Source organism: Streptomyces sp. NPDC046862, from assembly GCF_040704615.1.
GTDB lineage: Bacteria > Actinomycetota > Actinomycetes > Streptomycetales > Streptomycetaceae > Streptomyces.
Genome location: NZ_JBEYXP010000021.1, coordinates 159,007 through 181,864 on the forward strand (window position 1 = coordinate 159,007; position 22,858 = coordinate 181,864).

Sequence of the window (22,858 nt, forward strand, 5' to 3'; positions counted from 1 at the left end):
GTCCACGACGTCACGCAGCGCGCGCTCGCCGACCTCGGTGGAAATGGGGTTGTTGGGGCTGCGGACGAAGACGAGCCGGGTCCGCCTCGAAGGAACGCCGGCCGAAGACGGCCTCGTCGCCGGGGCCGACGACCGCGTGCAGCAGTTGCCCGCAGACCTCGGAGGAGCCCGCGCCGACGGCGATCCTCTCCGGGGCGGGTCGTGGTGTGCGGCGAGGGCCTGGACGAGCGAGGCGGCGCCCATGTCGGGGTACCGCGAGACGCCGCCGGCAAGTTCCGCGAGCCGTTCGGCGACGCCGGGCAGGAGCCCGTACGGCGACTCGTTGCCGGCCAGGACGGCCGCTCCGGCCAGTTTGGGGCCCAGGACGTAGGTGGAGAGCTGCGCCAGGGACGTACGCACACGCACCATGCTCGACTCGCTTCTTGAGCGGTGGGGCCCGAGGCCGCGCCTCGGGCACGGACGGCACGGGCCCGCCGGTCCGTGGCGACCGGTCAGCCTCGTGCGAAGAACTCCGCGACGCGCCCCACGAACCACTCGGGGTCGTCGAGCCACGGATAGTGGCCCGCACCGCGCTGGACAGCGAACTCGGCGCGAGGAAACAGGTCGGCGACACGACGGGCGAGTGCGGGGCGGGGGCCGCCGTCGAGTTCGGCGGCATACACGAGCACCGGCGCGCCGAGCCCGCCGAGAGCGGCCCGGGTCGCCGGTGGATCATAGGCGCCCTCGGAGCCGTACAGCTCGGAGGCCTCCTCGTTGACCTGGTGCTCGTCGGCAGCCATGTGGGCTCTGGCGGCGGCGTCCCACCGTCCGTAGAAGAAGGGCGCGTACGCCATCATGTCGTCATCCTGGGGGCCCTGTCCGGTCCAGGCCGCCTCGAACGCCGGGTAGGCGTCGGCGAACCACGGCTCGTCCTCGCGCAGCCTGGCCGCCTCCAGCCGGTCCTCGACGGTCGCCGGCATCCCGAGCGCCCAGGGTGTCGCCGTGATCAGGGCGAGTCGCGCCACCCGCTCCGGATAGCTGGCCGCGTACCTCATGGCGAGACTCCCGCCCGCCGAGTGCGCGAGCACGTCCATCCGTTCCAGGCCGAGCCGCACGCGCAGCGCCTCCACGTCGTCGACGAGCCGGTCGCACCGGTACGTCGTGGGGTCCCGGGGCACCGCCGACTGCCCGGTGCCGCGCAGATCGAGCAGTACGAGCTGCCGATGGCCGTCCAGGCCTCCCAGATCACCGAGGTACTCGGAAGCCCGCATCGGCCCACCCGGGAGGACGACGAGCGGCTCTCCGTGGCCCGTCAGGTGATAGGCGAGTTGGGTCCCGTCGGGCGCGGTGAAGGTCGGCATACCGAGGATCCTGACGGCCTCGGGGCGATCATCGCAACGGGGTTCTCCGGCCGGCCCGGGGCCTGCCGTCGCGTCCGCACCCGTGGTGCGGGGTGACGCGGGAAAAAGTACGGGCCCGTGTCTTGCCCGGGGCCCGGTGGCTGGGTTACTGATCATGTGCGGAACGACCGAATGATCGGTCGAGTGGTTGTGGCGTGGGGGTCGGCGAGGCGAGGGAGAGTGCCCATGGTGGATGCGGCGGGACTGCTGGACGCGGGGGAACGGCTGGACGGGCCGGAGCTGCGAGCCTTGCAGCTGGAGCGGCTGCGGGCGTCGCTCCGGCACGCCTACACGAACGTGGGCTTCTACCGGGAGGCGTTCGACAAGGCCGGGGTGCGCCCCGACGACTGCCGTACGCTCGCCGATCTGGTCCGCTTCCCCTTCACCACGAAGGCGGATCTGCGGGATCACTACCCGTACGGGATGTTCGCCGTGCCGCGGGAGCGGATCCGGCGTGTCCACGCGTCGAGCGGGACGACCGGGAAGCCCACCGTCGTCGGGTACACCGAGAACGATCTGTCCATGTGGTCCGACATGGTGGCCCGTTCGATCCGGGCGGCCGGGGGGCGGCCCGGTGACACGGTGCATGTGGCGTACGGGTACGGGCTGTTCACCGGCGGCCTCGGCGCGCACTACGGCGCCGAGCGGCTCGGGTGCACCGTCGTTCCGGCGTCCGGTGGCATGACGGCACGTCAGGTACAGCTGATCCAGGACCTGAAGCCCGGGATCATCATGGTCACGCCCTCCTACATGCTGACCCTGCTGGACGAGTTCGAGCGTCAGGGCATCGACGCGCGCGGCACGTCACTGCGGGTGGGGATCTTCGGGGCCGAGCCGTGGACCGAGGGGATGCGGCGGGAGATCGAGGAGCGGTTCGCGATCGACGCCGTCGACATATACGGGCTGTCGGAGGTGATCGGGCCCGGTGTAGCCCAGGAGTGCGTGGAGACGAAGGACGGGCTGCACGTGTGGGAGGACCACTTCCTCCCCGAGGTCGTCGATCCGATCACGGGTGAGGCGCTGCCCGACGGCGAGCGGGGTGAGCTCGTGTTCACCTCGCTCACCAAGGAGGCCATGCCCGTGGTCCGGTACCGGACCCGGGATCTGACGCGACTGCTGCCGGGCACCGCTCGTACGTTCCGCCGCATCGAGAAGGTCACCGGGCGCAGCGACGACATGGTGATCCTTCGCGGAGTGAACCTGTTCCCCACCCAGATCGAGGAGATCGTGCTCCGTACGCCGGGGGTGGCCCCGCACTTCCAGCTGCGGCTGACCCGTGAGGGGCGTCTCGACGCGCTCACCGTGCGGGCGGAGGCGCGGGCCGGGGCGGGGTCGGAGGTGCGGGAGGAGGCGGCACGGGTCATCTCCGCTGCGGTGAAGGACGGGATCGGGGTGTCGGTGTCGGTCGAGATCGTCGAGCCGGAGTCTTTGGAGCGGTCTGTAGGGAAGATCAAGCGGATCGTGGACCTGCGTCCGCGGTAGCTGGTTCCCTCACCCCCGCCGCCCCTACCCCTCCCATCCCCGGGGCTCCGCCCCGGACCCCGGTCCTCAGACGCCGGAGAGGCTTTTCTGCGGGGGTCTGGGGGGCCAGCCCCCAGGGACAGGATGGGACGGGCAGGGGCGGCGGGGGCGAGAAATCCCTGGCCGACTGGTGGGCTCAGGGCTTGCGGGCCAGGCCGCCGTGCTGGCCGATCGGCACCGGCGCGGGCTCACTCACCTCCGGCCGCCACAGCGGCACCGAGACGACCCCCGGCTCCACCAGTTCCAGACCGTCGAAGAAGGCCGTGATCTGCTCCACGGGCCGCAGGAAGTACGGCACCGCGCCGGTCTCGTTGTAGGCGTCCTGCGCCTGTTCGTAGTCCGGGTCGGTGCCCCGCGAACCCTCGTTGACGGACAGGTAGCTGCCGGATGGCAGGGCGTCCACGAGCCCGCTGACGATCGAGCGTGCCTTGTCGTAGTCACCGACGTGTCCCAGGATGCCGCTGAAGATCAGAGCGGTGGGACGGGAGAGATCCAGCGTCTCGGCGGCGGCCGCCAGGATGCGCTCCGGCTCGTACAGGCTGGCGTCCACGTACGCGGTCGCGCCCTCCGAGGAGGAGTAGAGCAGGGCACGCGCATGGGCGAGGACCAGCGGGTCGTTGTCGACGTAGACGATCCTGGATTCCGGGGCGAGCCGCTGGGCGACCTCGTGGGTGTTGTCCACGGTCGGCAGTCCGGTCCCGACGTCCAGGAACTGCCGGACGCCCGCCTCCTCGACCAGGTAGCGGATACTGCGGCCGAGGAAGGCCCGGCTGCTGCGGGCGATCGTGACGATACCGGGGAAGACGGCGGTGTACGCGTCGCCGGCCTCCTCGTCCACGGGGTAGTTGTCCTTGCCGCCGAGCCAGTAGTTCCAGATCCTCGCCGAGTGCGGGACCGAGGTGTCGATCTTCCGCTTCGCCATTGGTTCGGGCGTGGTCGCGTGGTCGGTCATGGGTTCCGTCTCCTCAGCCGAGGCATGAACTGGCGGGACAACCTGGAGGCCAAGGCCGGGAGCGCGCAGACGAGTTCGCGCATCGAACGCCGGTTGTCACGGGGTGATCCTATGCCCAGGCGGCCACCCGTGCCCGAACACTCGCCCGGCCCAATGGTCGCGAACGCGAGGAGCCGAGACCGCTCACAGGGCTTCTCAGGCCTCCGCGAACCGGTCCCGCAGTTCCCGCTTCAGGATCTTCCCACTGGCGTTGCGCGGCAGTTCGTCCACGAACAGGACCCTCTTGGGCGCCTTGAAGCCGGCGAGCCTCTCGCGGGCGTGGGCCAGCAGGTCGTCCTCCGTCACCTCGCCACGGGGGACGACCACGGCGGTCACGGCCTCGATCCACTTGGCGTCGGGGAGGCCGATCACGGCGACCTCGGCGACCTGCTCGTGCGTGTACAGCGCGTCCTCGACCTGACGTGAGGCGACCAGGACGCCACCGGAGTTGATGACGTCCTTCACCCGGTCGACGATCGTGAAGTACCCCTCGGTGTCCCGCACGGCCAGGTCCCCGGAGTGGAACCATCCGTCGCGGAAGGCGTCGGCCGTCTCGTCCGGCTTCTCCCAGTAGCCGTCGCACAGTTGCGGCGACTGGTAGACGATCTCGCCCTGCTCCCCGTCGGGCACGTCCTGGCCGGACTCGTCGACTACCCGCGCCTCGACGAACAGCACGGGACGCCCGCAGGAGTCCATGCGCCCCTTGTGCTCGTACGGCCCGAGGACCATGGACAGGGGGCCGATCTCGCTCTGTCCGAAGCAGTTGTAGAAGGCCAGCTTGGGCAGCCGCTCCTTCAGCCGCTCCAGGACGGGCACCGGCATGATCGACGCCCCGTAGTAGGCCTTGCGCAGTCCGCTCAGGTCACGGGTGGCGAAGTCGGGGCGGCCCGCCAGGCCGATCCACACGGTGGGCGGGGCGAACACGCTGTCCGCGCGGCCGGTCTCGATCATGTCGAGGAGCGTGTCGCCGTCGGGTGCGTCGAGGATGACGTTCTCGGCGCCCACCGCCAGGTACGGCAGCAGGAAGACGTGCATCTGCGCCGAGTGGTACAGCGGCAGCGCGTGCACGGGCCGGTCGCCCGCCTGGAGGTCGAGCGCGGCGATCGCGCTGAGGTACTCGTGCACGAGCGCCCGGTGCGTCATCATCGCGCCCTTGGGGAGCGCGGTGGTGCCGGAGGTGTACAGCAACTGCGTGAGGTCCTCGGGCCGCGGCTCCTCCCCGTCGTACGGGGAGGTGGTGGCGAGCCGTGCGAGCAGCGAGTCGTCGGTGTCGCGCAGCGCCAGCGTCCTTACGCCGTCCGGGAGATGACCGGTGAGCCCGGGGTCCGTCAGCACGAGGGCGCTGCCGGACTGGTCGAGGATGTACGTCAGGTCGTCGCCGGTCAGGTTGTGGTTGACGGGGACGTGGACCAGTCCGGCGCGGGCGCAGGCCAGGAAGGCGATCAGGTACGCGTCCGAGTTGTGGCCGTAGGCGCCGACACGGTCGCCGGGAGCGAGCCCGGTGTCGCGCAGCGCCCGGGCGGCGCGGGAGACGGCGTCCTCCAGTTCCGCGTACGTCCAGGACCGTTCGCCGTAGTGGACCGCGACGCGGGCGGGGGTCCGCCGGGCGCTGCGCCGCAGCACCCCGTCCACCGTCACGCTGCGACCGGCCGCCACCGTCATGCCCTGCTCCTTCGTCCCGCTGTCCTTGGCGTGATCCTCGTCGCGCCGCGTGAGCGGGGTCAAGCGCGGCGCGCACACCCCCCGAAGCCGGGCGACATGGCCTGAAGTGGATCAACCCTCCCGCGACTCGAACGTACGCACGGGCCGCAGGACTTACTGGTTGTTACGCTCAACCTCCCCTTCCCCCAGAGATGTTGGGAGGCTCGATTTGCGCACCCGCCTGAGACGACTCGCCGTGACGGCCGCCGTCCTGCTGACCGCCGCCGGGTCCCTGCCGGCCGCCGCGGCCGACGCACCGGACCGTCAGGCGCGTCAGGAACGCCAGGAACGCCAGGAACGCCCTTCGAACGGCGCTCTGTCCGCCGTCATCCGCTACACCGAGTACGGCATCCCCCACATCGTCGCGAAGAACCACGCCGGCATCGGCTTCGGCGAGGGCTGGGCGCAGGCCGCCGACGAGGTGTGCACGCTCGCGGACGGTTTCGTCACCCTGCGGGGCGAGCGTTCGCGGTACTTCGGGGCCGACACGGCCGCCGACGGCGCGCTCTCGGCGGCGCGTACGAACCTCACCAGCGATCTGTACTTCCGCGGCGTCCGCGAGACCCGCACGGTGGAGAAGCTGCTCGCGGAGCCCGATCCCGCGGGCCCGACCCGTGAGGCGCGCGCCATGATGCGCGGCTGGGCGGCGGGCTACAACGCCTGGCTGAAGCAGAACAAGATCACCGACCCGTCCTGCAAGGGCGCCTCCTGGGTGCGGCCGGTCACCGAGCTCGACGTGGCCGCCCGGGGCCTCGCCATCGCCGCGATCGCGGGCGAGGGACGCCTCGTGGACGCCATCACGACGGCCCAGCCCCCGACCGGCTCCGGCACCGGCTCCCCGGCCGCGCGCAAGCCCACGGCGAAAGCCGTCGCGAAGGCGGCGGACACCCTGTGGGGCACCGCCGACATGGGCTCGAACGCGGTCGCCTTCCGCGGCGACACGACGGCGAACGGGAGCGGACTGCTGCTCGGCAACCCGCACTACCCGTGGCAGGGCGGGCGCCGCTTCTGGCAGTCGCAGCAGACGATCCCCGGAGAGCTGAACGTCTCCGGCGGCTCACTGCTCGGCATGCCCGCGATATCCATCGGCTTCAACGCCCACGTGGCGTGGAGCCACACCGTCTCCACCGGCATTCCGGCCAACTTCCACCAGCTGACGCTCGATCCGGCCGACCCGACGACGTATCTGGTCGACGGCAGGCCGGAGAGGATGACGAAGCGGACCGTGACCGTGGCGGTCAAGGACGGCGCCCCGGTGACCCGCACCCAGTGGTGGACGCGCTACGGCCCGGTGGTCAACGCGATGGGCCCCCAGGCCCCGCTGCCATGGACCACCACCACGGCGTACGCCCTGTACGACCCCAACGCCGTGAACCTCCGCTTCGCCGACACCTCGCTCGGCTTCAGCAAGGCGCGGAGCACGGACGACGTCCTGAAGTCCCTCGCCGAGCACCAGGGCATCCCCTGGGTGAACACGATCGCCGCCGACCGGGCGGGACACTCCCTCTACACCCAGTCGCAGGTGGTCCCCCGCATAACCGACGAGTTGGCGGAGCGCTGCTCGACGGCGCTCGGGAAGACCACGTATCCGGCGTCCGGTATCGCGATCCTCGACGGCTCGCGCGGCGACTGCGCCCTCGGCAGTGACCGGGACGCCGTACAGCCGGGCATCTTCGGACCGGCGAGGATGCCGACGCTCAAGGACGCGCCGTACGTGGAGAACTCGAACGGCACCCCGTGGATGACCAACGCCGACCGGCCGATCACCGGGTACGAGCGGATCTTCGGCACGGTGGGCACCGACCTCGGCCTGCGTACCCGCGGCGGCATCGAGGACGTGGCGGCGATGGCCGAGCGGGGCGATCTGACCGTACGGGACCTGCAGCGGCAGCAGTTCGCCAACCGGGTGCCCGCGGGCGACCTCGCCGCCGAGGACCTGGCGCGGGCGTGTGCCGCGCTGCCCGGCGGCAGCGCGACCGGCAGTGACGGCAAGGCCGTTGACGTGTCGGAGGCGTGCGGCGTGCTGAAGGCGTGGGATCGCACCATGAACACCGGCAGCCGGGGAGCGCTGCTCTTCGACCGGTTCTGGCGGAAGGTGACCCAGACGGTGGCCCCGGGCCAGCTGTGGAAGGTGCCGTTCTCGGCGGCGGACCCGATCCGGACGCCCCGCACGCTCAACCCCGACGCGCCCGGTCTCGCCGCGGCCCTCGCCGACGCGGTGGCGGAACTGCGGTCCGCGGGCATCGCCCTGGACGCGAAGCTCGGCGAGCACCAGTTCGTCGTCCGTGGCGGCGAGCGCATCCCGGTACCGGGCGGCGCCGGGAGGCTCGGGGTGTGGAACGTGATCGAGCCGACGTGGGACGCGTCGGGCGGCGGCTACACGGAGGTGCCGATGGGCTCCAGCCACATCCAGGCGGTCGGCTGGGACGGCGGTCGCTGCCCGGTGGCGCGCACCCTCCTGACGTACTCCCAGTCGTCGAACCCGAAGTCGCCGCACTACAGCGACCAGACACGGCTGTTCTCCGGTGAGAAGTGGGTGACGTCGCGCTTCTGCGAGAAGGACATCCTGTCCTCGCCGAAGCTCAAGGTGGTCCGGGTGAGCGAACACCGCTGAGTCGTCGGACGCGCGGGAGTGTGGTGCCGCCCCCCGTGGCGGCACCACACTCATCCCCCGCTCCCGGACCTGGCCCCGTACATCAGCCGGCGGAGTACCGCTTCCGCGGGGCCTCGGCGGCCGGCGCGCTCCAGGGCGTGCGCCCCCGCCACGGTGACCAGCCACACGCCCACCGCGACGAGCGCCATCGTCGCGCTGCCCAGATGCTCGCCGAGGCCGAGTCCCCAGGCGGCCAGCAGCGGGGCGAAGATCAGCGAGTGGGCGAGGTAGCAGGACAGGGACCGCTTGCCGACCGCGGAGACCGCCGCCACGGCCGTGGCACCGCGCCGGGCCGGCCGACCGGTCCACCAGTGCGCGAAGAGGGCGACGGCGGCGACGTAACCGATGCCGGCGGCATTGCCGGTGACGTCCCGGAGGAGCGTGAGCGCGCCCGTCTCGCTCTGTGCGTCGTCCGGTACGTCGAGGGCCCCGACGTGGGCGAGCGCGGCGGGCAGTGCGCCGAGCCAGCCGACCGCGATGCCGATGACCGCGGTCCGGCGCAGCAGGGTCAGACGGCGCCCGGGGTCTTCCAGGATCCGGCGGCGTGCCGCCCAGAAGCCGAGCAGGAAGATCACGTACCCACCACTGATCAGGGACAGCGGGGCGGCCACGAAAGTGATGTACAGCCCGCTCTCCATCCGTACGCCCGCCGCGGCGAACCAGCTCTCCTCGTCCGCGCCGTACGCCTTGAAGCCGGGTTCCGCGCCGGCGTCACCGAGTGCGCCCAACTCGCCCCGGAGCAGTGCGGTGACGACGGGTTCGGCCGCGAGGAGCACGAGGAGGGCGACACCGATCCAGATCCACCACTTCAGGGCGCGTTCGCCGCGCCGGAGGAAGACCAGGCCGAGGACGAGGCTCAGCACGCCGTAGTAGCCGACGATGTCGCCCGCCATCAGCAGCGTGGAGTGCGCCAGACCGATGACGATCAGCCACAGGCTGCGCCGGCGCAGGATCCCCGCGGCGTCTCGCTCCGAGGTGCCGGCGGCGGTCTGCCGGAGGTAGAGCTGTGTCATGCCGTAGCCGAAGAGGAAGGCGAAGAGCGGGTAGGCCCGCAGGTCCAGCACGGTGATCATGGTGAACTGCACGGCGTGGTCGATCCACGAGCCGTCCACGGGCTGCCATCCGGAGGGCCCGCGCCGGGCCGCCCAGAGGTGGAAGGCGGTGTTGGACAGCACGATGAGCAGCAGCATGATGCCGCGTGCCAGATCGGGTGCGAGTGCCCGTTCCCCGGACCGCACGGCTCCGCGCCGCAGCGGTCCTTCCTTCGTCTGGATCGTCATGGCCTCACGCTAGGAAGCGCGTGACCAGGGACGACATCCGTCGAAGGTCGAGCGAGGGCCGACGAAAGGATGACGTCGGCCCTCGGGTCCGCGACAAAAGCCGCAGTACCCGGTGACCCCCGGTGAACCGCGTGCGGTCGTCCGGCCCGGTCAGACGGTCCTGGCCCGCCCCTCCCAGTACGGCTCGCGCAGCCGTCGTTTGTAGAGCTTGCCGTTGGGGTCGCGGGGCATCGCCTCGATGAAGTCGACGCTCTTGGGGCGCTTGTAGCCCGCGAGTTGGCGTGCGCAGTGGCTCAGGATCTCCTCGGCCAGCGTCGCACCGGGCAGGAAGCCCGGGGCGGGCTCGACGACGGCCTTGACCTCCTCGCCCCAGTCGTCGTGCGGGATGCCGAAGGCGGCCGCGTCGGCGACGGCGGGGTGCGTGAGCAGGGCTGCCTCGATCTCGGCGGGGTAGATATTGACGCCACCGGAGATGATCAGGTCGATCTTGCGGTCACGGAGGAAGAGGTAGCCGTCCTCGTCGAGGTAGCCGAGGTCGCCGACGGTGAAGAAGTCGCCGATGCGGTTCTTCTTCGTCTTGGTCTCGTCCTTGTGGTACGAGAATCCGCCGGTGCTCATCTTCATGTAGACGGTGCCGAGTTCACCGGGCCGCAGCCGGTTGCCGTCGTCGTCGAAGACCGCGAGCTCACTGATGGGCCAGGCCTTGCCGACGGTGCCGGGTTTCTTCAGCCAGTCCTCGGCGGTGGCGAAGGCGCCACCTCCCTCGCTGGCCGCGTAGTACTCCTCGACGCTGTGCCCCCACCACTCGATCATGGCCCGCTTCACATGGTCCGGGCAGGGGGCGGCACCGTGGATGGCGTGCCGCATGGACGACACGTCGTACGAGCGCCTGATGTGGTCCGGGAGGGCCAGCAGGCGGTGGAACTGTGTGGGGACCATATGGGTGTGCGTGCAGTTGTGGGTGTCGATGAGGCGGAGCATCTCCTCGGGCGTCCACTTGTCCATCAGCACCAGCCGGTGCCCGATGTGCAGGGACGCGCCCGCGAACTGCAGGACCGCCGTGTGGTAGAGCGGCGAGCACACCAGGTGCACGTTGTCGTCGTACGGCTGGATGCCGAAGATGGCGAGGAAGCCGCCGAGGTACGACTCCTCGGGGAGCTTGCCGGGCAGCGGGCGCCGGATGCCGCGGGGACGGCCGGTCGTGCCCGACGTGTAGTTCATGACCCAGCCGAGGGTGCGCTCGGAGGGTGCCGACTCGGGCTGTCCGACGAGGAGTTCGCCGTACGGGCTGAAGCCCTCGACGGTGCCGACGGCGTACCGGTGGCTGTCGGGCAGCTTGGCCTCGTCGGCGGCGTGGCGCGCGGCCTCGGCGAACCGCTCGTGTGCGATGAGTACCTTGGCGCCCGAGTCGGAGACGATCCAGGCGATCTCGGGGCCGACGAGGTGATGGTTGACGGGGACGAGGTAGAGGCCGGCCTGGGTGGCGGCCAGGTACGCGGTGAGGAACTCCACGCCGTTCGGGAGCACGACCGCGAAGGCGTCCCCGCGCCGCAGTCCGGCCGCGCGCAGCCCGTGGACGAGGCGGTTGGCGGCCGCGTGGAGGCGCCCGGCGGTCCACTCCTCGCCGTCCGGCGCGATGAGGACGGTGCGGTCCGGGTCCGCTGCGGCCTGGGCCCAGAAACCGTGGGGGGCTTGGCTCACTGTTCGGCGCTCCTTCCGGCGATCCGGTTGACGCGGTCGACGGCCTTCTCGAAGCCGCGGGTGAGGTCGTCGAAGACCTGCTGGACGCTGCGCTCGCTGTTCATCCGGCCGACGATCTGCCCGACCGGGGTGCCGAGGAGCGGTTCCACCTCGTACTTCTGGACGCGGGAGACGGCGTCGGCGCAGAGCAGTGCTTGAAGTGGCATGGGGAGCGCGCCGGGTCCGTTCGGGTCGTCCCAGGCGTCGGTCCATTCGGTGCGGAGCTGGCGTGCGGGCTTCCCGGTGAGCGCGCGGGAGCGGACGGTGTCGCCCGAACCGGCGGCGAACAGCTTCTCGATCAGCCTCGGCGACGGGAGCTCGGCCTCGGTGGTGGTGAGCCATATGGAGCCCAGCCACACACCTTGGGCGCCGAGAGCCAGGGCGGCCGCCACCTGTTGTCCGCTGCCGATGCCGCCCGCGGCCAGCACGGGCAACGGGTCGACGGCGTCCACGACTTCGGGGGTGAGCACCATGGAGGCGATCTCGCCGGTGTGACCGCCGGCCTCGTAGCCCTGGGCGACGACGATGTCGATGCCCGCGTCCGCGTGCTTGCGTGCGTGCCGGGCGCTGCCGGCGAGCGCGGCGACGAGTATGTCCTGCTCGTGGGCGCGGTCGATGACGTCGGCGGGCGGCGAGCCGAGCGCGTTGGCGAGCAGCTTGATCGGGTAGTCGAAGGCGACGTCGAGCTGGGTGCGGGCGACCTGCTCCATCCAGCCGGTGATGCGCCAGCCGGAGGCCTCGCCCTCGGCGAGTTCGGGCACGCCGTACTTGGCGAGGGTGTCCTTGACGAACTGCCGGTGGCCCTCCGGGATCATCGCCTCGACGTCGGCCTCGGTGACGCCCTCGACCTTCTTGGCCGGCATCACGACGTCCAGGCCGTACGGCTTGCCGTCGACGTGGGCCTCGATCCAGTCGAGGTCGCGTTTGAGGTCGTCGGGGGCCGTGTAGCGGACCGCGCCGAGCACCCCGAAGCCGCCGGCCCGGCTGATGGCCGCGGCGACGGCGGGGAACGGCGTGAAGCCGAAGACGGCGTGCTCGACTCCCAGGTTGTTGCTCAGCTCCGTCTGCATGGGCGCAGGATGCCGTAGTCCTCCGGACGAGGGAAGGGGTTTTCTGATGCTCCGTCAGATTGCTTGCTGTGGGGACGCGCCTGAGGGGGGCGATGGGTCGTTCGTCGGCTGCGGGTCCGATGTGGCTGGTCGCGCAGTTCCCCGCGCCCCCAATGGGGCGCGAAGCTTGACACGCCTCATACCTGGCCCAAGGGTTTCGTCTCGTAGGGCCCACCACAGACGTACTTTCGGCGGCGCGGCGACAGGGGCTTCTCGATGACCGGTGACACGAGGGACATGACGGGCGGGCCGAGTCGTCGTCAGGTCGGTAGACGCGTGCTCGCGCTCGGCGGTGCCCTCGCCGTTCTGCCCTTTCCCGCCGGTCCTGCCGCCGCCTCCTCCGCGGGAGGCCGTCGCACGACCCTTCGGCGTGGTTCGCCCGAGCGTGCCGGACTGCTCTCCGCGCATCTGCGCCGGCTCGTCACCGATGCCGAGACGTTCCTCGGCCCCTCCCCCAAGCACCCCTGGTACGCGGGCGCCGTTCTGCTCGCGGGGCGTGGGGGCACGGTCGCGCTTCATCAGCCGATCGGGATGGCGGTGCGCTACTCGGCGTACGACGACAAGACCGACACGGGGGTGGAGTTTCCGGCCGAGCGGCAGATCCCCATGGCCGAGGACACCGTGTTCGACCTGGCCTCGGTGTCGAAGCTGTTCACCTCGCTCCTCGCCGTGCAGCAGATCGAGCGGGGCGCTGTGGCGCTGGAGACGGCCGTCGCCTCGTACCTCCCGGAGTTCGGCGCCGCGGGCAAGCAGGACATCACGATCCGTCAGCTCCTCACCCACACCTCGGGGTTCCGCGCGTGGATCCCGCTGTACAAGGAGCCGACGCACGAGGGGAAGCTCCGGCTGATCTGGAACGAGGCACCGCTCAACCCGCCGGGCACGAAGTACCTCTACTCGGACCTCAACCTGATCTCGCTGCAACTCGTGCTGGAGGAGATCACCGGTCGCACTCTGGACGCCCTGCTCCGTGACGAGATCACCGCTCCGCTCGGGATGCGCCGCACGCGCTACAACCCGCCCGCCTCCTGGAAGCCGGGGATCGCGGCGACGGAGGACGCCCGGCCTCCCTGGTCCGGCCTCGACCGCGGTCTCGTCTGGGGCGAGGTGCACGACGAGAACGCCTTCTCCCTCGGTGGGGTCGCGGGCCACGCGGGTGTCTTCTCCAGCGCGTGGGACCTGGCGGTGCTCGGTCGTACGCTGCTGAACGGTGGCGCGTACGGCCGGACGCGCATTCTGAGACGCGAGTCGGTCGAGCTGATGTTCACCGACTTCAACACGGCGTTCCCCGGCGACGAGCACGGGCTCGGCTTCGAGCTCTACCAGCACTGGTACATGGGCGCGATGGCCACCCCGCACACCGCCGGGCACACCGGCTTCACCGGTACCTCGCTCGTCCTGGACCCGACGACCGACTCCTTCCTCGTCGTCCTCGGTAACTCGGTGCACCCCGTTCGGACCTGGCGTTCCGGCTCGGCGCCCCGCGTCGCCGCCGCCGACGACCTCGCGCGGGCCGTCCCCGTACGGCCCGCCCGCGGCCGCACGTCCTGGTTCTCCGGCATGGCGACCCCCACGACCGCCACCCTCACCCTGCCGCCCCTCGACACGACCGGCGAGGGCGCACGGCTGAGCTGCGCCCTGTGGTGGGACACCGAACCTCAGGCGGACGTATGCCACCTGGAGGCGTCCACGGACGGCGGCGACAGCTGGCAGCCCGTCCCGTTCACGACCGCACGGCCGGGTGAGGCACCGCAGCGGCACCCGGACGGCTCGGTCACCGGCTGGTCGGGCAGGGTCTGGCACCGGGTCACCGCGGACCTGCCCGGAGCCGGGGGGACCGTGCTGCGCTGGCGTTACGGGACCGATCGGCTGTACGTGGGCCGGGGCGTGTACGTCGACGGGCTGCGGGTCGAGACAGGGGGTCGCGTGGTCTTCGACGAAAGGCGCGCGGCGGACGCCGCGCGCATCGACGCGGTGGGCTGGACCGCGTCGGCCACCTGACCGGGGCCGGTCGGCCCACTGGTGGTGAGGCGGCCGGCGCCCTTGTCACCGGGTGGGTTGTCCCAGGTCCTCCAGCACCGCCATCGCCGCGTTGTGGCCGGGCACCCCGCTGACCCCGCCGCCGCGTACCGCGCCGGCGCCGCACAGCAGGACGTTCGGATGCCGGGTCTCCACGCCCCAGCGGCCGGTGCCCTCCTCGGCGTACGGCCAGGAGAGTTCGCGGTGGAAGATGTTGCCGCCCGGCAGCCGCAGGCCGTGTTCCAGGTCGAGCGGGGTCTTGGCCTCGATGCAGGGGCGGCCCTCGGCGTCGGTGGCCAGACAGTCGGTGATCGGTTCGGCGAGGTGCGCGTCGAGCTGCGCGAGGGTCGACTTCAGCAGTTCCTCACGGACGGCGTCGTTGTCGTGCGCGAAGAGCCGGGCGGGTGTGTGCAGGCCGAAGAGGGTAAGCGTCTGGAATCCCTGTTCGACCAGGTCCGGACCGAGGATCGTCGGGTCGGTGAGCGAGTGGCAGTAGATCTCCGAGGGCGGCGCCTCGGGCAGCGTCCCGGCGGCGGCCTGGGAGTACGCGACACCCAGTTGCTCGTAACCCTCGGCGATGTGGAAGGTCCCGGCGAAGGCCTCGCGCGGGTCGACCGAGTTGTCGCGCAGCGCGGGCAGCCGCGTGAGCAGCATGTTCACCTTGAGCTGGGCACCCTCGGCAGGGGTGGGCGGTTCGTCGCCGGTGAGGGCGGCCAGTTCCTCCGGGGAGGCGTTCACCAGCACGTGGCGGGCGCCGACCGCGCTCTCTCCGTCCGCCGTACGGTAGGTGACCTCGGCGGATTGCCCGTCGGTCTCGATCCGCACCACCTCGTGCCCCGTGGCGAGCACGGCGCCCGCGTCCCTCGCGGCTGTGGCCAGCGCGCCGGTCAGGGCGCCCATGCCTCCGACGGGCACGTCCCAGGCACCCGTGCCGCCGCCGATCACGTGGTAGAGGAAGCATCGGTTCTGGGGCAGGGCGGGGTCGTGGGCGTCGGCGAAGGTGCCGATCAGGGCGTCGGTGAGGACGACGCCGCGGACCAGGTCGTCGGTGAAGCGCTCCTCGATCGCCTTGCCGATCGGCTCCTCGAAGAGCGTGTGCCAGGCGTCCTCGTCGTCGACGCGGGCGCGCAGCGCGTCACGGGTGGGCAGCGGCTCCGTGAGGGTGGGGAAGATCCGCTGGGCGACGTGCCCCGTCATGTCGTAGAAGCGCTGCCACGTCTCGTACTCGCGGTCCGAGCCGGTCAGCCGCGCGAACGCCTCCCGGGTGCGGCGCTCGCCACCGCCCACGAGGAGTCCGGTGGGGCGTCCGCCGCGTTCCACGGGCGTGTACGAGGAGATCGTGCGCCCTCGGACCCGGAAGTCCAGGTCGAGGTCGCGGACGATCTTGCGGGGCAGCAGGCTGACCAGGTACGAGTAGCGCGACAGCCGTGCGTCGACCCCAGCGAACGGCCGCGTGGACACGGCGGCGCCACCCGTGGTGCCCAGCCGCTCCAGCACGAGCACCGACCGCCCGGCGCGGGCGAGGTAGGCGGCGGCGACCAGTCCGTTGTGGCCGCCGCCGACGATCACGGCGTCGTAGGACCGGTGTCCCTCAGGTGCGGATCCCTCGCGTACTGGCATGGCTCTTGGTAACACGCGGTGATCCGGATCGGCCAGAGGGGGAGGCAGATGGACCACCTCGCGCCGACGGGAGACCGCTCCCGCCGCCCCTGCCCATCCCCTGGGGCTCCGCCACAGACCTCTCCAGAGGGCGCTGCCCCCTGGACCCCCGCTCCTCAAACGCCGGAAGGGCTGAATGGATGCCCGTCACCCCTGTTGCCGCAGCGCCGCCACCCTCCGGTACAGCTCCACCGCCTCCGTGCCGCGTCCGAGCTGTTCCAGGCAGTGGGCCTCGTCGTTGCGGCTGGCGAGGGCGTCGGGGTGGGCCGGGCCGAGGACGCGCTCGCGGGCGTCGGCCACCCTCCGGTACTCGGTGAGGGCGTCGGGCCAGCGGCCGAGCCAGCCGAGGCCGACGGCGACCTCGCGGCGGCTGACCAGGGTGTCCGGATGGTCGGGGCCGAGGAGGCGCTCGCGGATGGCGCACACGTCGCGGGACTCTGCGAGGGCCTCCTCCCAGCGGCCGAGCCGGCCGAGGTTGACGCCGAGGCCGTGGCGGGCGCGCAGGGTCTCGGCGTGGGCGGGGCCGTGGACGCGGGTGCGGTCGTCGACAAGGGCTCGGTAGAGGGTGAGCGCGTCGGCGCTGCGGCCGAGCCGGCCGAGGCTGATGCCGACTTCGTAGCGGGCCGCGAGGGTGTCCGGATGGTCGGGGCCGAGGGCCTGCGTGCGCGCCTCGGCGACCTCCTGGTACATCCGCAGGGCCTCCGGCCAGCGCCCCAACTGGCCCAGCAGATAAGCGACCTCGCACCGGGTGACGAGAGTGTCGGGGTGGTTCGGTCCGAGCACCCGGGTCCGGGCGCCGGCCACGTCGGACGCCATCTCGTACGACTCCTCCAGGCGCCCGAGCCGGCTCAGGTTGAAGGCGAGGTTGTGGCGGCAGCGCAGCGTGTCGGGGTGGTCGGGGCCCATGACGCGCTCACGCACGGCGAGGACGGACGTGTACGCCTCGTGGGCCTCGAAGTGGCGGCCCAGCTGGCCGAGCACGTAGGCCGTCTCCTGCCGGACCGTGAGCGTGTCGGGGTGGTCGGGGCCGAGCACCCGCTCCCTGGTCCGGGCGACGTGGGTGTACTCGCGCAGGGCGTCGGCGGGGCGGCCGGTGCGGCTGAGGGTGAAGCCGATCTCGTAGCGGCTGGCGAGGGTGTCGGGGTGGTCGGGGCCGAGGACGTGCTCGCGTTCGGCGGCGACCGCGCGGTGCACCTCGCCCGCCTCGGTCCAGCGGCCCAGCCGGCCCAGACTGAGGCCCGCGTTGTGCCGGCCGGCCAGGGCGGTGACGATCTCCGGTGGCGGGGTGGGGCGTTCGCCGCGGGCGGGTTCCTCGACACGGCCCGTGGCGGGACGGACGATCCACTCGCCGGTGAGGCCCGCAGAGGCGTCCGGCGGGGTGGTGCGCAGTCCCCTGCCCGCCGCCTTGTGGCCGGTGGTCATACCGTGGGTCCAGGACGGCAGGCGGGGCTCCCGGGACGGGGGCCGGCCGGGGCGCGGCGGGGCCGACGGCGCGACCAGTTGCGACGGCGCCACGGGCAGGGCGGGGCGCGACAGGACCGTCGGGACGTAGAGGGACGCCGCGCGGCCCTCGTGGAGCCTGCGGCCCAGCTCCCGGGCGTCGTCCGGTCGGTCGTCGGGCTGTTTGGCGAGCAGGTCCAGGATGATCCGCTCCACGTACTCGGGCAGCTCAGCGCGGTGGCTGCGCGGCGGCTCCGGCGGGGTGTCGCGGTGGCCGACGAGTACGGCCCACGCGTCGTCGAGGTCGAACGGCGGCACGCCGGTGGCGATCTCGTACAGCACGCACCCGAAGGAGTACAGGTCGCTGCGCTGGTCAACCTGGTCGCCGCCGATCTGCTCCGGCGACATGTAGTGCGGGGTGCCCATGGCGATGCCGGTGCCGGTGAGGCGGGAGGTGAAGCCGATGTCGTGGCCGAGGCGCGCTATGCCGAAGTCGCAGATCTTCACCGTGCCGTCGGTGAGCCGCATGATGTTCGCGGGTTTCAGGTCGCGGTGCACGATGCCCTGCTGGTGGGTGTAGGCCAGGGCGGCGGCGGCCTGGTCGGCGATCTCGATGACGTCGTCGACGGGCAGGGGGTGCTGTTTGTTGTCCTCCAGGAGCTGGCTGAGGTTGCGGCCCTCCAGTAATTCCATGACGAGGTAGAGCACCCCGTCGGCCTCCCCGAAGTCGTGGACGACGGTCACCCCGCGGTGCTGGAGGGCGGCGGCCACGCGGGCCTCGCGCCGGAACCGCTCCCGCAGGATCCGCGTGAAGGCCTGGTCGTGCTGCGTGTTGAGGGGTTTGAGGCACTTCACGGCGACGTGCCGCCCCAGCGACTCGTCTCTCGCGCGCCAGACCTCGCCCATACCGCCGCGCCCGATCAGATCGAGCAGCCGGTACCGGCCCTGGATCAGCCTGGTGTCCCCCATCGCCTGCGATCGCCCCCGTGTGTCCGGCCCCCGCCCTCCCCTGGCCCGTCCAGTATGGCGAGTTATCGCATGACTTTGTACGGTGCCGGACGCGAGCCGGGACCAAGCCGTCGCATCGCGCGGATGATGTGTTTGGGCGGGAGTTGCCAGCGCAGACGTGCGGGAACGCAGCGCAGCAGGGTGCCTGTGAGGCGTAGGCGCCGGGTCACCACGGCCGGGGGCGGGGCCGGTCTGCCGTACAGCTCGTGGGCGTACGGCGGCAGGGAGGCGTACGCCAGGTTCGCCACGCGCCGCCACAGCAGGGCGCGCGCCGGGACGAGCAACGGGTGCGTGGGAGGCGTGCGCAGGAAGTCGTCCACCTCGCGCGCCTCGGGCCCGGCGGCCAGTTCCGGCAGGACCTTCTCGAAGTAGGCGGCCAACTCGTCCTGAGTGCCGGGGACCTCGCCGAGGTCCAGACCCACCAGCTCGGCGGCGACGCGGTGTTCGGCGACGTAGCGGTCGGCGGCGGCGTCCGTGAAGGGGAACCCGGAGCGCCGCAGTACATGCAGGTAGGAGTCGATCTCGGCGCAGTGCACCCACAGCAGCAGTTCGGGCTCGTCGACCGGATACCTCTCCCCCGTGTCGGGGTCGGTCGCGGACAGCTTGCTGTGGATCTTCCGTATCCGGGCGCCCGCGTGCTCCGCGGCCTCGGCGCTGCCGTAGGTGATCGTGCCGACGAAGTTGGCGGTCCGCAGCAGCCGGCCCCAGGCGTCACGCCGGAAGTCGGAGTTCTGCATGACGCCGCGCACCGTCCGCGGGTGGAGCGCCTGCAGGTACAGCGCGCGGATCCCGGCGATCCACATCATCGGGTCACCGTGCACCTGCCAGGTCACGGAGTCCGGGCCGAAGAATCCCTGGTCACCTGTTCGAACAGCGTCCACGGAGTCAGACTAACGTCGTACGCGCGGCATCCCCAGGCCGATCCACGAGATGATCTCGCGCTGGATCTCGTTGTTGCCGCCGCCGAAGGTGAAGATCACGGCCGAGCGGTAGCCGCGTTCCAGTTCGCCGTGGAGGACGGAGCCCGCGGAGCCCTCCTTCAGGGCGCCGGCCGCGGCGACGATCTCCATGAGCCAGGCGTAGGCGTCGCGGCGCGCCTCGGAGCCGTACACCTTGACGGCGGAGGCGTCCTGAGGGGTGAGCGTGCCTTCCTGGACGGCGTTCACCATCTGCCAGTTGAGCAGCTTCATCGCGTCGAGCCTGCTGTGGGTCTGTGCGAGGCGGCGGCGCACCCAGGGCAGATCGATGACACGGCGGCCGTCGGCGAGCTTGGTCTCCATGGCCCAGCGCTGCACGTTGTGGAGGGAGCGGATCGCCATGGTGCCGTGGGCGGCGAGGGTGACGCGTTCGTGGTTGAGCTGGTTGGTGATCAGCCGCCAGCCCTTGTTCTCCTCGCCGACGCGGTGGGAGACCGGGACACGGATGTTCTCGTAGTAGCTGGCGGTGGTGTCGTGGGAGGCGAGGGTGTTGATCAGCGTGCAGGAGTAGCCGGGGTCGGTGGTCGGGACCAGGAGCATGGTGATGCCCTTGTGGGGCGGGGCGTCCGGCTCGGTGCGGACGGCCAGCCACACCCAGTCCGCGGTGTCGCCGTTCGTGGTCCAGATCTTCTGACCGTTGACCGTGTAGTGGCCGGTGGCCTCGTCGCCCTCCCTGACCGCGCGGGTCTTGAGTGCGGCCAGGTCGGTGCCCGCGTCGGGCTCGCTGTAACCGATCGCGAAGTCGATCTCGCCGGAGAGGATACGCGGCAGGAAGTACGCCTTCTGCTCCTCGCTGCCGAACTGCATGATCGTGGGGCCGACCGTGTTGAGCGCCATGAGCGGCAACGGCACGCCCGCCTGGGCCGCCTCGTCGAAGAAGATGAACTGCTCCATGGGGGTCAGCCCGCGTCCCCCGTACTCCTGCGGCCAGCCGACTCCGAGCCAGCCGTCCGTGCCGAGACGGCGGATCGTCTCACGGTAGAAGCGCTTCTGGGAGGCCGGGTCGCCGTACCGGGCGTACGCGTTGTCCGGCACCAACTCGGCGAAGTAGGCACGCAGTTCGGTGCGCAGCCGCTGCTGCTCGGGCGTGTATTCCAGATGCACGGCGCCTCCTGGCTCCCCAAGGCCGGACCTGACGGCGCACACCGTAGAACGTGTTCCAGTAATTGGGAACACGAAGGACGAGGACGAGGGCGAGGGCGAAGGACGAGCGAGGCCGTGGGAAAGGCCCCCGGTGAGGTGACCGGGGGCCTGCCTTTCGGCCGCACTTCGGCTTTCCTTCGCTCAACCGCTCAGTGCGGAACGGGAGTCGCCCGGGCGGCGGCACCCTCGCGCTCGGCCTCCGTGCGCGGAGTCAGGACGCGCTCCGCCAGGAGCCCGAAGACCAGACCGTACGCGGTCCACAGGGTCACCTGGACGGCGAGGGCGGCCAGTCGGTACTGCCACAGCAGGGTGGCCGGGAAGTCCGCCGGAGCCTCGTTGAACGACGGCAGGAAGGCGTACGCCATGCCGACGACGAGCACGAAGAACGCGCCCGCCGCGGCGGTGGCGTTCCAGTTGCCCAGGCGTGGCGCGAGGCGCTTGCCCAGGATCACGGTCCCGACGGCCAGCAGCACGCTGAGCACGACCATCAGGAAGTACAGCGTGGTGCGCTGGTCGAGAGTGTCGGGGTTGCCCACGGCGGGCGGGTTGGCGGGGTACTTCAGGAACGGGACCACGTAGACCGCTACCAGCCCGGCCACCGCCAGCAGCAGCGCGCTCGCGCGCGGCCCGAAGCGGCCGATCCGGCCGAGTGCGAAGCAGTACGCGAGGGCCGCGATGCCGCCGAACGCGACCCCGTACACGAGGACGCCGGTGGACAGACCCGCCGTGGACTGCAGGGTGCGGCTGACGAGTTCCTCGCCGCCGTGCTCGTGGGCGTGGGCCTCCTCGAACGCGATCGCCTGGTCGACGCGTGGTTCACCCAGGAAATAGGCGACGACGAGGGCGAGCAGGCCCGCGGCGAGTCCCGCGAGCATGCCGCGCACCAGGAGGTTCCTGACCGTTGCGGAGTTCATCGGCTCGTACGCTTCCCCGCCGTCAGTGGCAGGGGAAACCGAGCAGGTGGCGGGCGTCGTGCACCCATTCGTGGACGCCCTCGCCGGACACGAGGGAGGTGGCGCCCTGTTCGGCGCCGACGAAGTAGAGCAGGACCAGCATGAGGATGCCGAAGAAGACCGCCCAGGGGGCGATCGCACTGATCGGCAGCTTGGCCGGAACGGCCGTAGGGGCGGCGGGGGTTGCGGTCGGCTGGGCGACGGCGGACTGCGCCATGGCAGGACCTCCTGGGGGAACTCGCGTCCCGTCTCGGTGGTGCACAGGACGACGGCCACGGGTCTGACTTACCCCTCCGCCACCGCACTTGGCGAGTGCGGATCGTGCTGGGCTTACAGTGGCGCGACCGTGCCGGATTCCCACCGGCTTCCGTCGACCGTCGTCAATATCGACGTGAACGTACCGCGAAGTGGGGTTCCGGCCAAGGGCGCATGGGTGGCGCGCGGCGTGCGGGTGTGTCGGCCGTGCCGCTGTGCGATGGTCATGTCCCGGACAGGACAAGGGGGTTGGGCGCGAGAGTGACCCCATCGGGAGGGTGTGAATGACGAGCCGAGTGATGTTGATCTCACCCGCGATGAACGCGGCGCTACGAGAGGCCCGTTTCGACGACGGGTGCCCGCTCGACCCCTCCGGGCTGCGGGCGGCTAGGGCGGCTGCGGACACGCTGAAGTCCCCCGACCGGGCCTTGGCCTCCCCCACGGCGCGTTGCCGCGAGACCGCCGCCGCGCTCGGGCTGGACATCGAGGAGACGCCCGGGCCGGCCGGTCTGGACGTGGGCCGTTGGCGCGGGGCGACGCTCACCGAGGTGAGCGCCGACGAGCCCGAGGCGGTGGCCCGTTGGCTGACCGACCCCGAGTCCGCGCCGCACGGCGGCGAGTCGGTGCGGGCCCTGTGCGACCGGGCGGGGTTGTGGCTGGACGCGGCCGCTTCGGACGACGGCCGGGTGGTCGCCGTGGTCGAGCCCGAAGTCGTGCGTGCCGTGGTGGTACGGGTGCTGGGGGCGCCGGAGTCGGCGTTCTGGCGCGTGGACGTGCCGCCGCTGACGGCCACCGAGCTCAGCGGGCGGGGCGGGCGCTGGAACGTGCGGGTGGGGAGGGCGCTCGAGGGGCCCTTCTGAGTGAGGTCGGTCGGCGGGGATTTTTCACCCCCGCCGCCCCTACCCGTCCCGTCCCGTCCCCAGAGGCTGCGCCCCTTCGACCCGCCACGGGGCTCCGCCCCGGACCCCGTTTCGGGGGCCAGCCCCCGGACCCCCGCTCCTCAAACGCCGGAGAGGCTGAGATTTCAGCC

General features: G+C 71.5%; 16 protein-coding genes and 1 riboswitch. Of the genes, 4 read left to right on the top strand and 12 right to left on the bottom strand.

Annotation, left to right across the window (positions count from 1 at the left end):
- Positions 1-491: 491 nt before the first annotated feature.
- The gene (locus tag AB0959_RS24090; RefSeq protein WP_366828547.1) at positions 492-1,340 is read right to left on the bottom strand and encodes an alpha/beta hydrolase; all 849 of its coding nucleotides are present in this window, start codon (positions 1,338-1,340) and stop codon (positions 492-494) included.
- A 225-nt stretch (positions 1,341-1,565) separates the two neighbouring features.
- Here AB0959_RS24090 and paaK point away from each other — a divergent pair, with 225 nt between their 5' ends.
- On the top strand, positions 1,566-2,861 hold the full coding sequence (gene paaK, locus AB0959_RS24095; protein ID WP_366828548.1) for a phenylacetate--CoA ligase PaaK: 1,296 nt from the start codon (positions 1,566-1,568) through the stop codon (positions 2,859-2,861).
- 175 nt (positions 2,862-3,036) lie between these two features.
- On the opposite strand, the gene AB0959_RS24100 is transcribed toward paaK, so the two are convergent.
- Entirely contained in the window at positions 3,037-3,852 is an 816-nt protein-coding gene (locus AB0959_RS24100; protein ID WP_366828549.1) for an SAM-dependent methyltransferase, read from the bottom strand.
- A gap of 195 nt (positions 3,853-4,047) precedes the next feature.
- A complete protein-coding gene (locus AB0959_RS24105; protein WP_366828573.1) occupies positions 4,048-5,553 on the bottom strand; it encodes an acyl-CoA synthetase in 1,506 nt (501 codons plus the stop codon).
- 208 nt (positions 5,554-5,761) lie between these two features.
- Here AB0959_RS24105 and AB0959_RS24110 point away from each other — a divergent pair, with 208 nt between their 5' ends.
- Complete coding sequence (locus tag AB0959_RS24110; RefSeq protein ID WP_366828550.1) at positions 5,762-8,206, top strand: penicillin acylase family protein; 2,445 nt, start codon at positions 5,762-5,764, stop codon at positions 8,204-8,206.
- 50 nt (positions 8,207-8,256) lie between these two features.
- On the opposite strand, the gene AB0959_RS24115 is transcribed toward AB0959_RS24110, so the two are convergent.
- The 3 genes from AB0959_RS24115 to AB0959_RS24125 form a co-directional block, all read right to left on the bottom strand.
- Complete coding sequence (locus AB0959_RS24115; RefSeq protein ID WP_366828551.1) at positions 8,257-9,525, bottom strand: DUF418 domain-containing protein; 1,269 nt, start codon at positions 9,523-9,525, stop codon at positions 8,257-8,259.
- A gap of 150 nt (positions 9,526-9,675) precedes the next feature.
- On the bottom strand, positions 9,676-11,226 hold the full coding sequence (locus AB0959_RS24120; protein ID WP_366828552.1) for an acyl-CoA synthetase: 1,551 nt from the start codon (positions 11,224-11,226) through the stop codon (positions 9,676-9,678).
- Positions 11,223-12,335 carry a nitronate monooxygenase gene (locus tag AB0959_RS24125; RefSeq protein ID WP_366828553.1) on the bottom strand — a complete coding sequence of 371 codons (1,113 nt, stop codon included), beginning with the start codon at positions 12,333-12,335 and terminating at the stop codon, positions 11,223-11,225. The genes AB0959_RS24120 and AB0959_RS24125 overlap by 4 nt, the downstream gene beginning before the upstream one ends.
- Before the next feature lie 255 nt (positions 12,336-12,590).
- Between AB0959_RS24125 and AB0959_RS24130 the strand changes: the two genes are divergently transcribed.
- Complete coding sequence (locus AB0959_RS24130) at positions 12,591-14,375, top strand: serine hydrolase (protein WP_366828554.1); 1,785 nt, start codon at positions 12,591-12,593, stop codon at positions 14,373-14,375.
- Between the two features lie 45 nt (positions 14,376-14,420).
- Here AB0959_RS24130 and AB0959_RS24135 read toward each other — a convergent pair whose 3' ends face one another.
- The 6 genes from AB0959_RS24135 to AB0959_RS24160 form a co-directional block, all read right to left on the bottom strand.
- The gene (locus AB0959_RS24135) at positions 14,421-16,013 is read right to left on the bottom strand and encodes an NAD(P)/FAD-dependent oxidoreductase (RefSeq protein WP_366828555.1); all 1,593 of its coding nucleotides are present in this window, start codon (positions 16,011-16,013) and stop codon (positions 14,421-14,423) included.
- A gap of 186 nt (positions 16,014-16,199) precedes the next feature.
- Positions 16,200-18,461: a serine/threonine-protein kinase gene (locus tag AB0959_RS24140; protein ID WP_366828556.1), complete on the bottom strand. Its 2,262-nt coding sequence runs from the start codon at positions 18,459-18,461 to the stop codon at positions 16,200-16,202.
- 62 nt (positions 18,462-18,523) lie between these two features.
- Complete coding sequence (locus tag AB0959_RS24145; RefSeq protein WP_366828557.1) at positions 18,524-19,381, bottom strand: oxygenase MpaB family protein; 858 nt, start codon at positions 19,379-19,381, stop codon at positions 18,524-18,526.
- A gap of 9 nt (positions 19,382-19,390) precedes the next feature.
- On the bottom strand, positions 19,391-20,581 hold the full coding sequence (locus AB0959_RS24150; RefSeq protein WP_366828558.1) for an acyl-CoA dehydrogenase family protein: 1,191 nt from the start codon (positions 20,579-20,581) through the stop codon (positions 19,391-19,393).
- Between the two features lie 188 nt (positions 20,582-20,769).
- Positions 20,770-21,534, bottom strand: a complete 765-nt coding sequence (locus AB0959_RS24155; RefSeq protein WP_366828559.1) for a CbtA family protein — start codon at positions 21,532-21,534, stop codon at positions 20,770-20,772.
- A 22-nt stretch (positions 21,535-21,556) separates the two neighbouring features.
- Complete coding sequence (locus AB0959_RS24160) at positions 21,557-21,790, bottom strand: CbtB-domain containing protein (protein WP_366828560.1); 234 nt, start codon at positions 21,788-21,790, stop codon at positions 21,557-21,559.
- 38 nt (positions 21,791-21,828) lie between these two features.
- Positions 21,829-21,985, bottom strand: a riboswitch (cobalamin riboswitch).
- Between the two features lie 127 nt (positions 21,986-22,112).
- Between AB0959_RS24160 and AB0959_RS24165 the strand changes: the two genes are divergently transcribed.
- Entirely contained in the window at positions 22,113-22,688 is a 576-nt protein-coding gene (locus AB0959_RS24165; protein ID WP_366828561.1) for a histidine phosphatase family protein, read from the top strand.
- Positions 22,689-22,858: the final 170 nt, after the last annotated feature.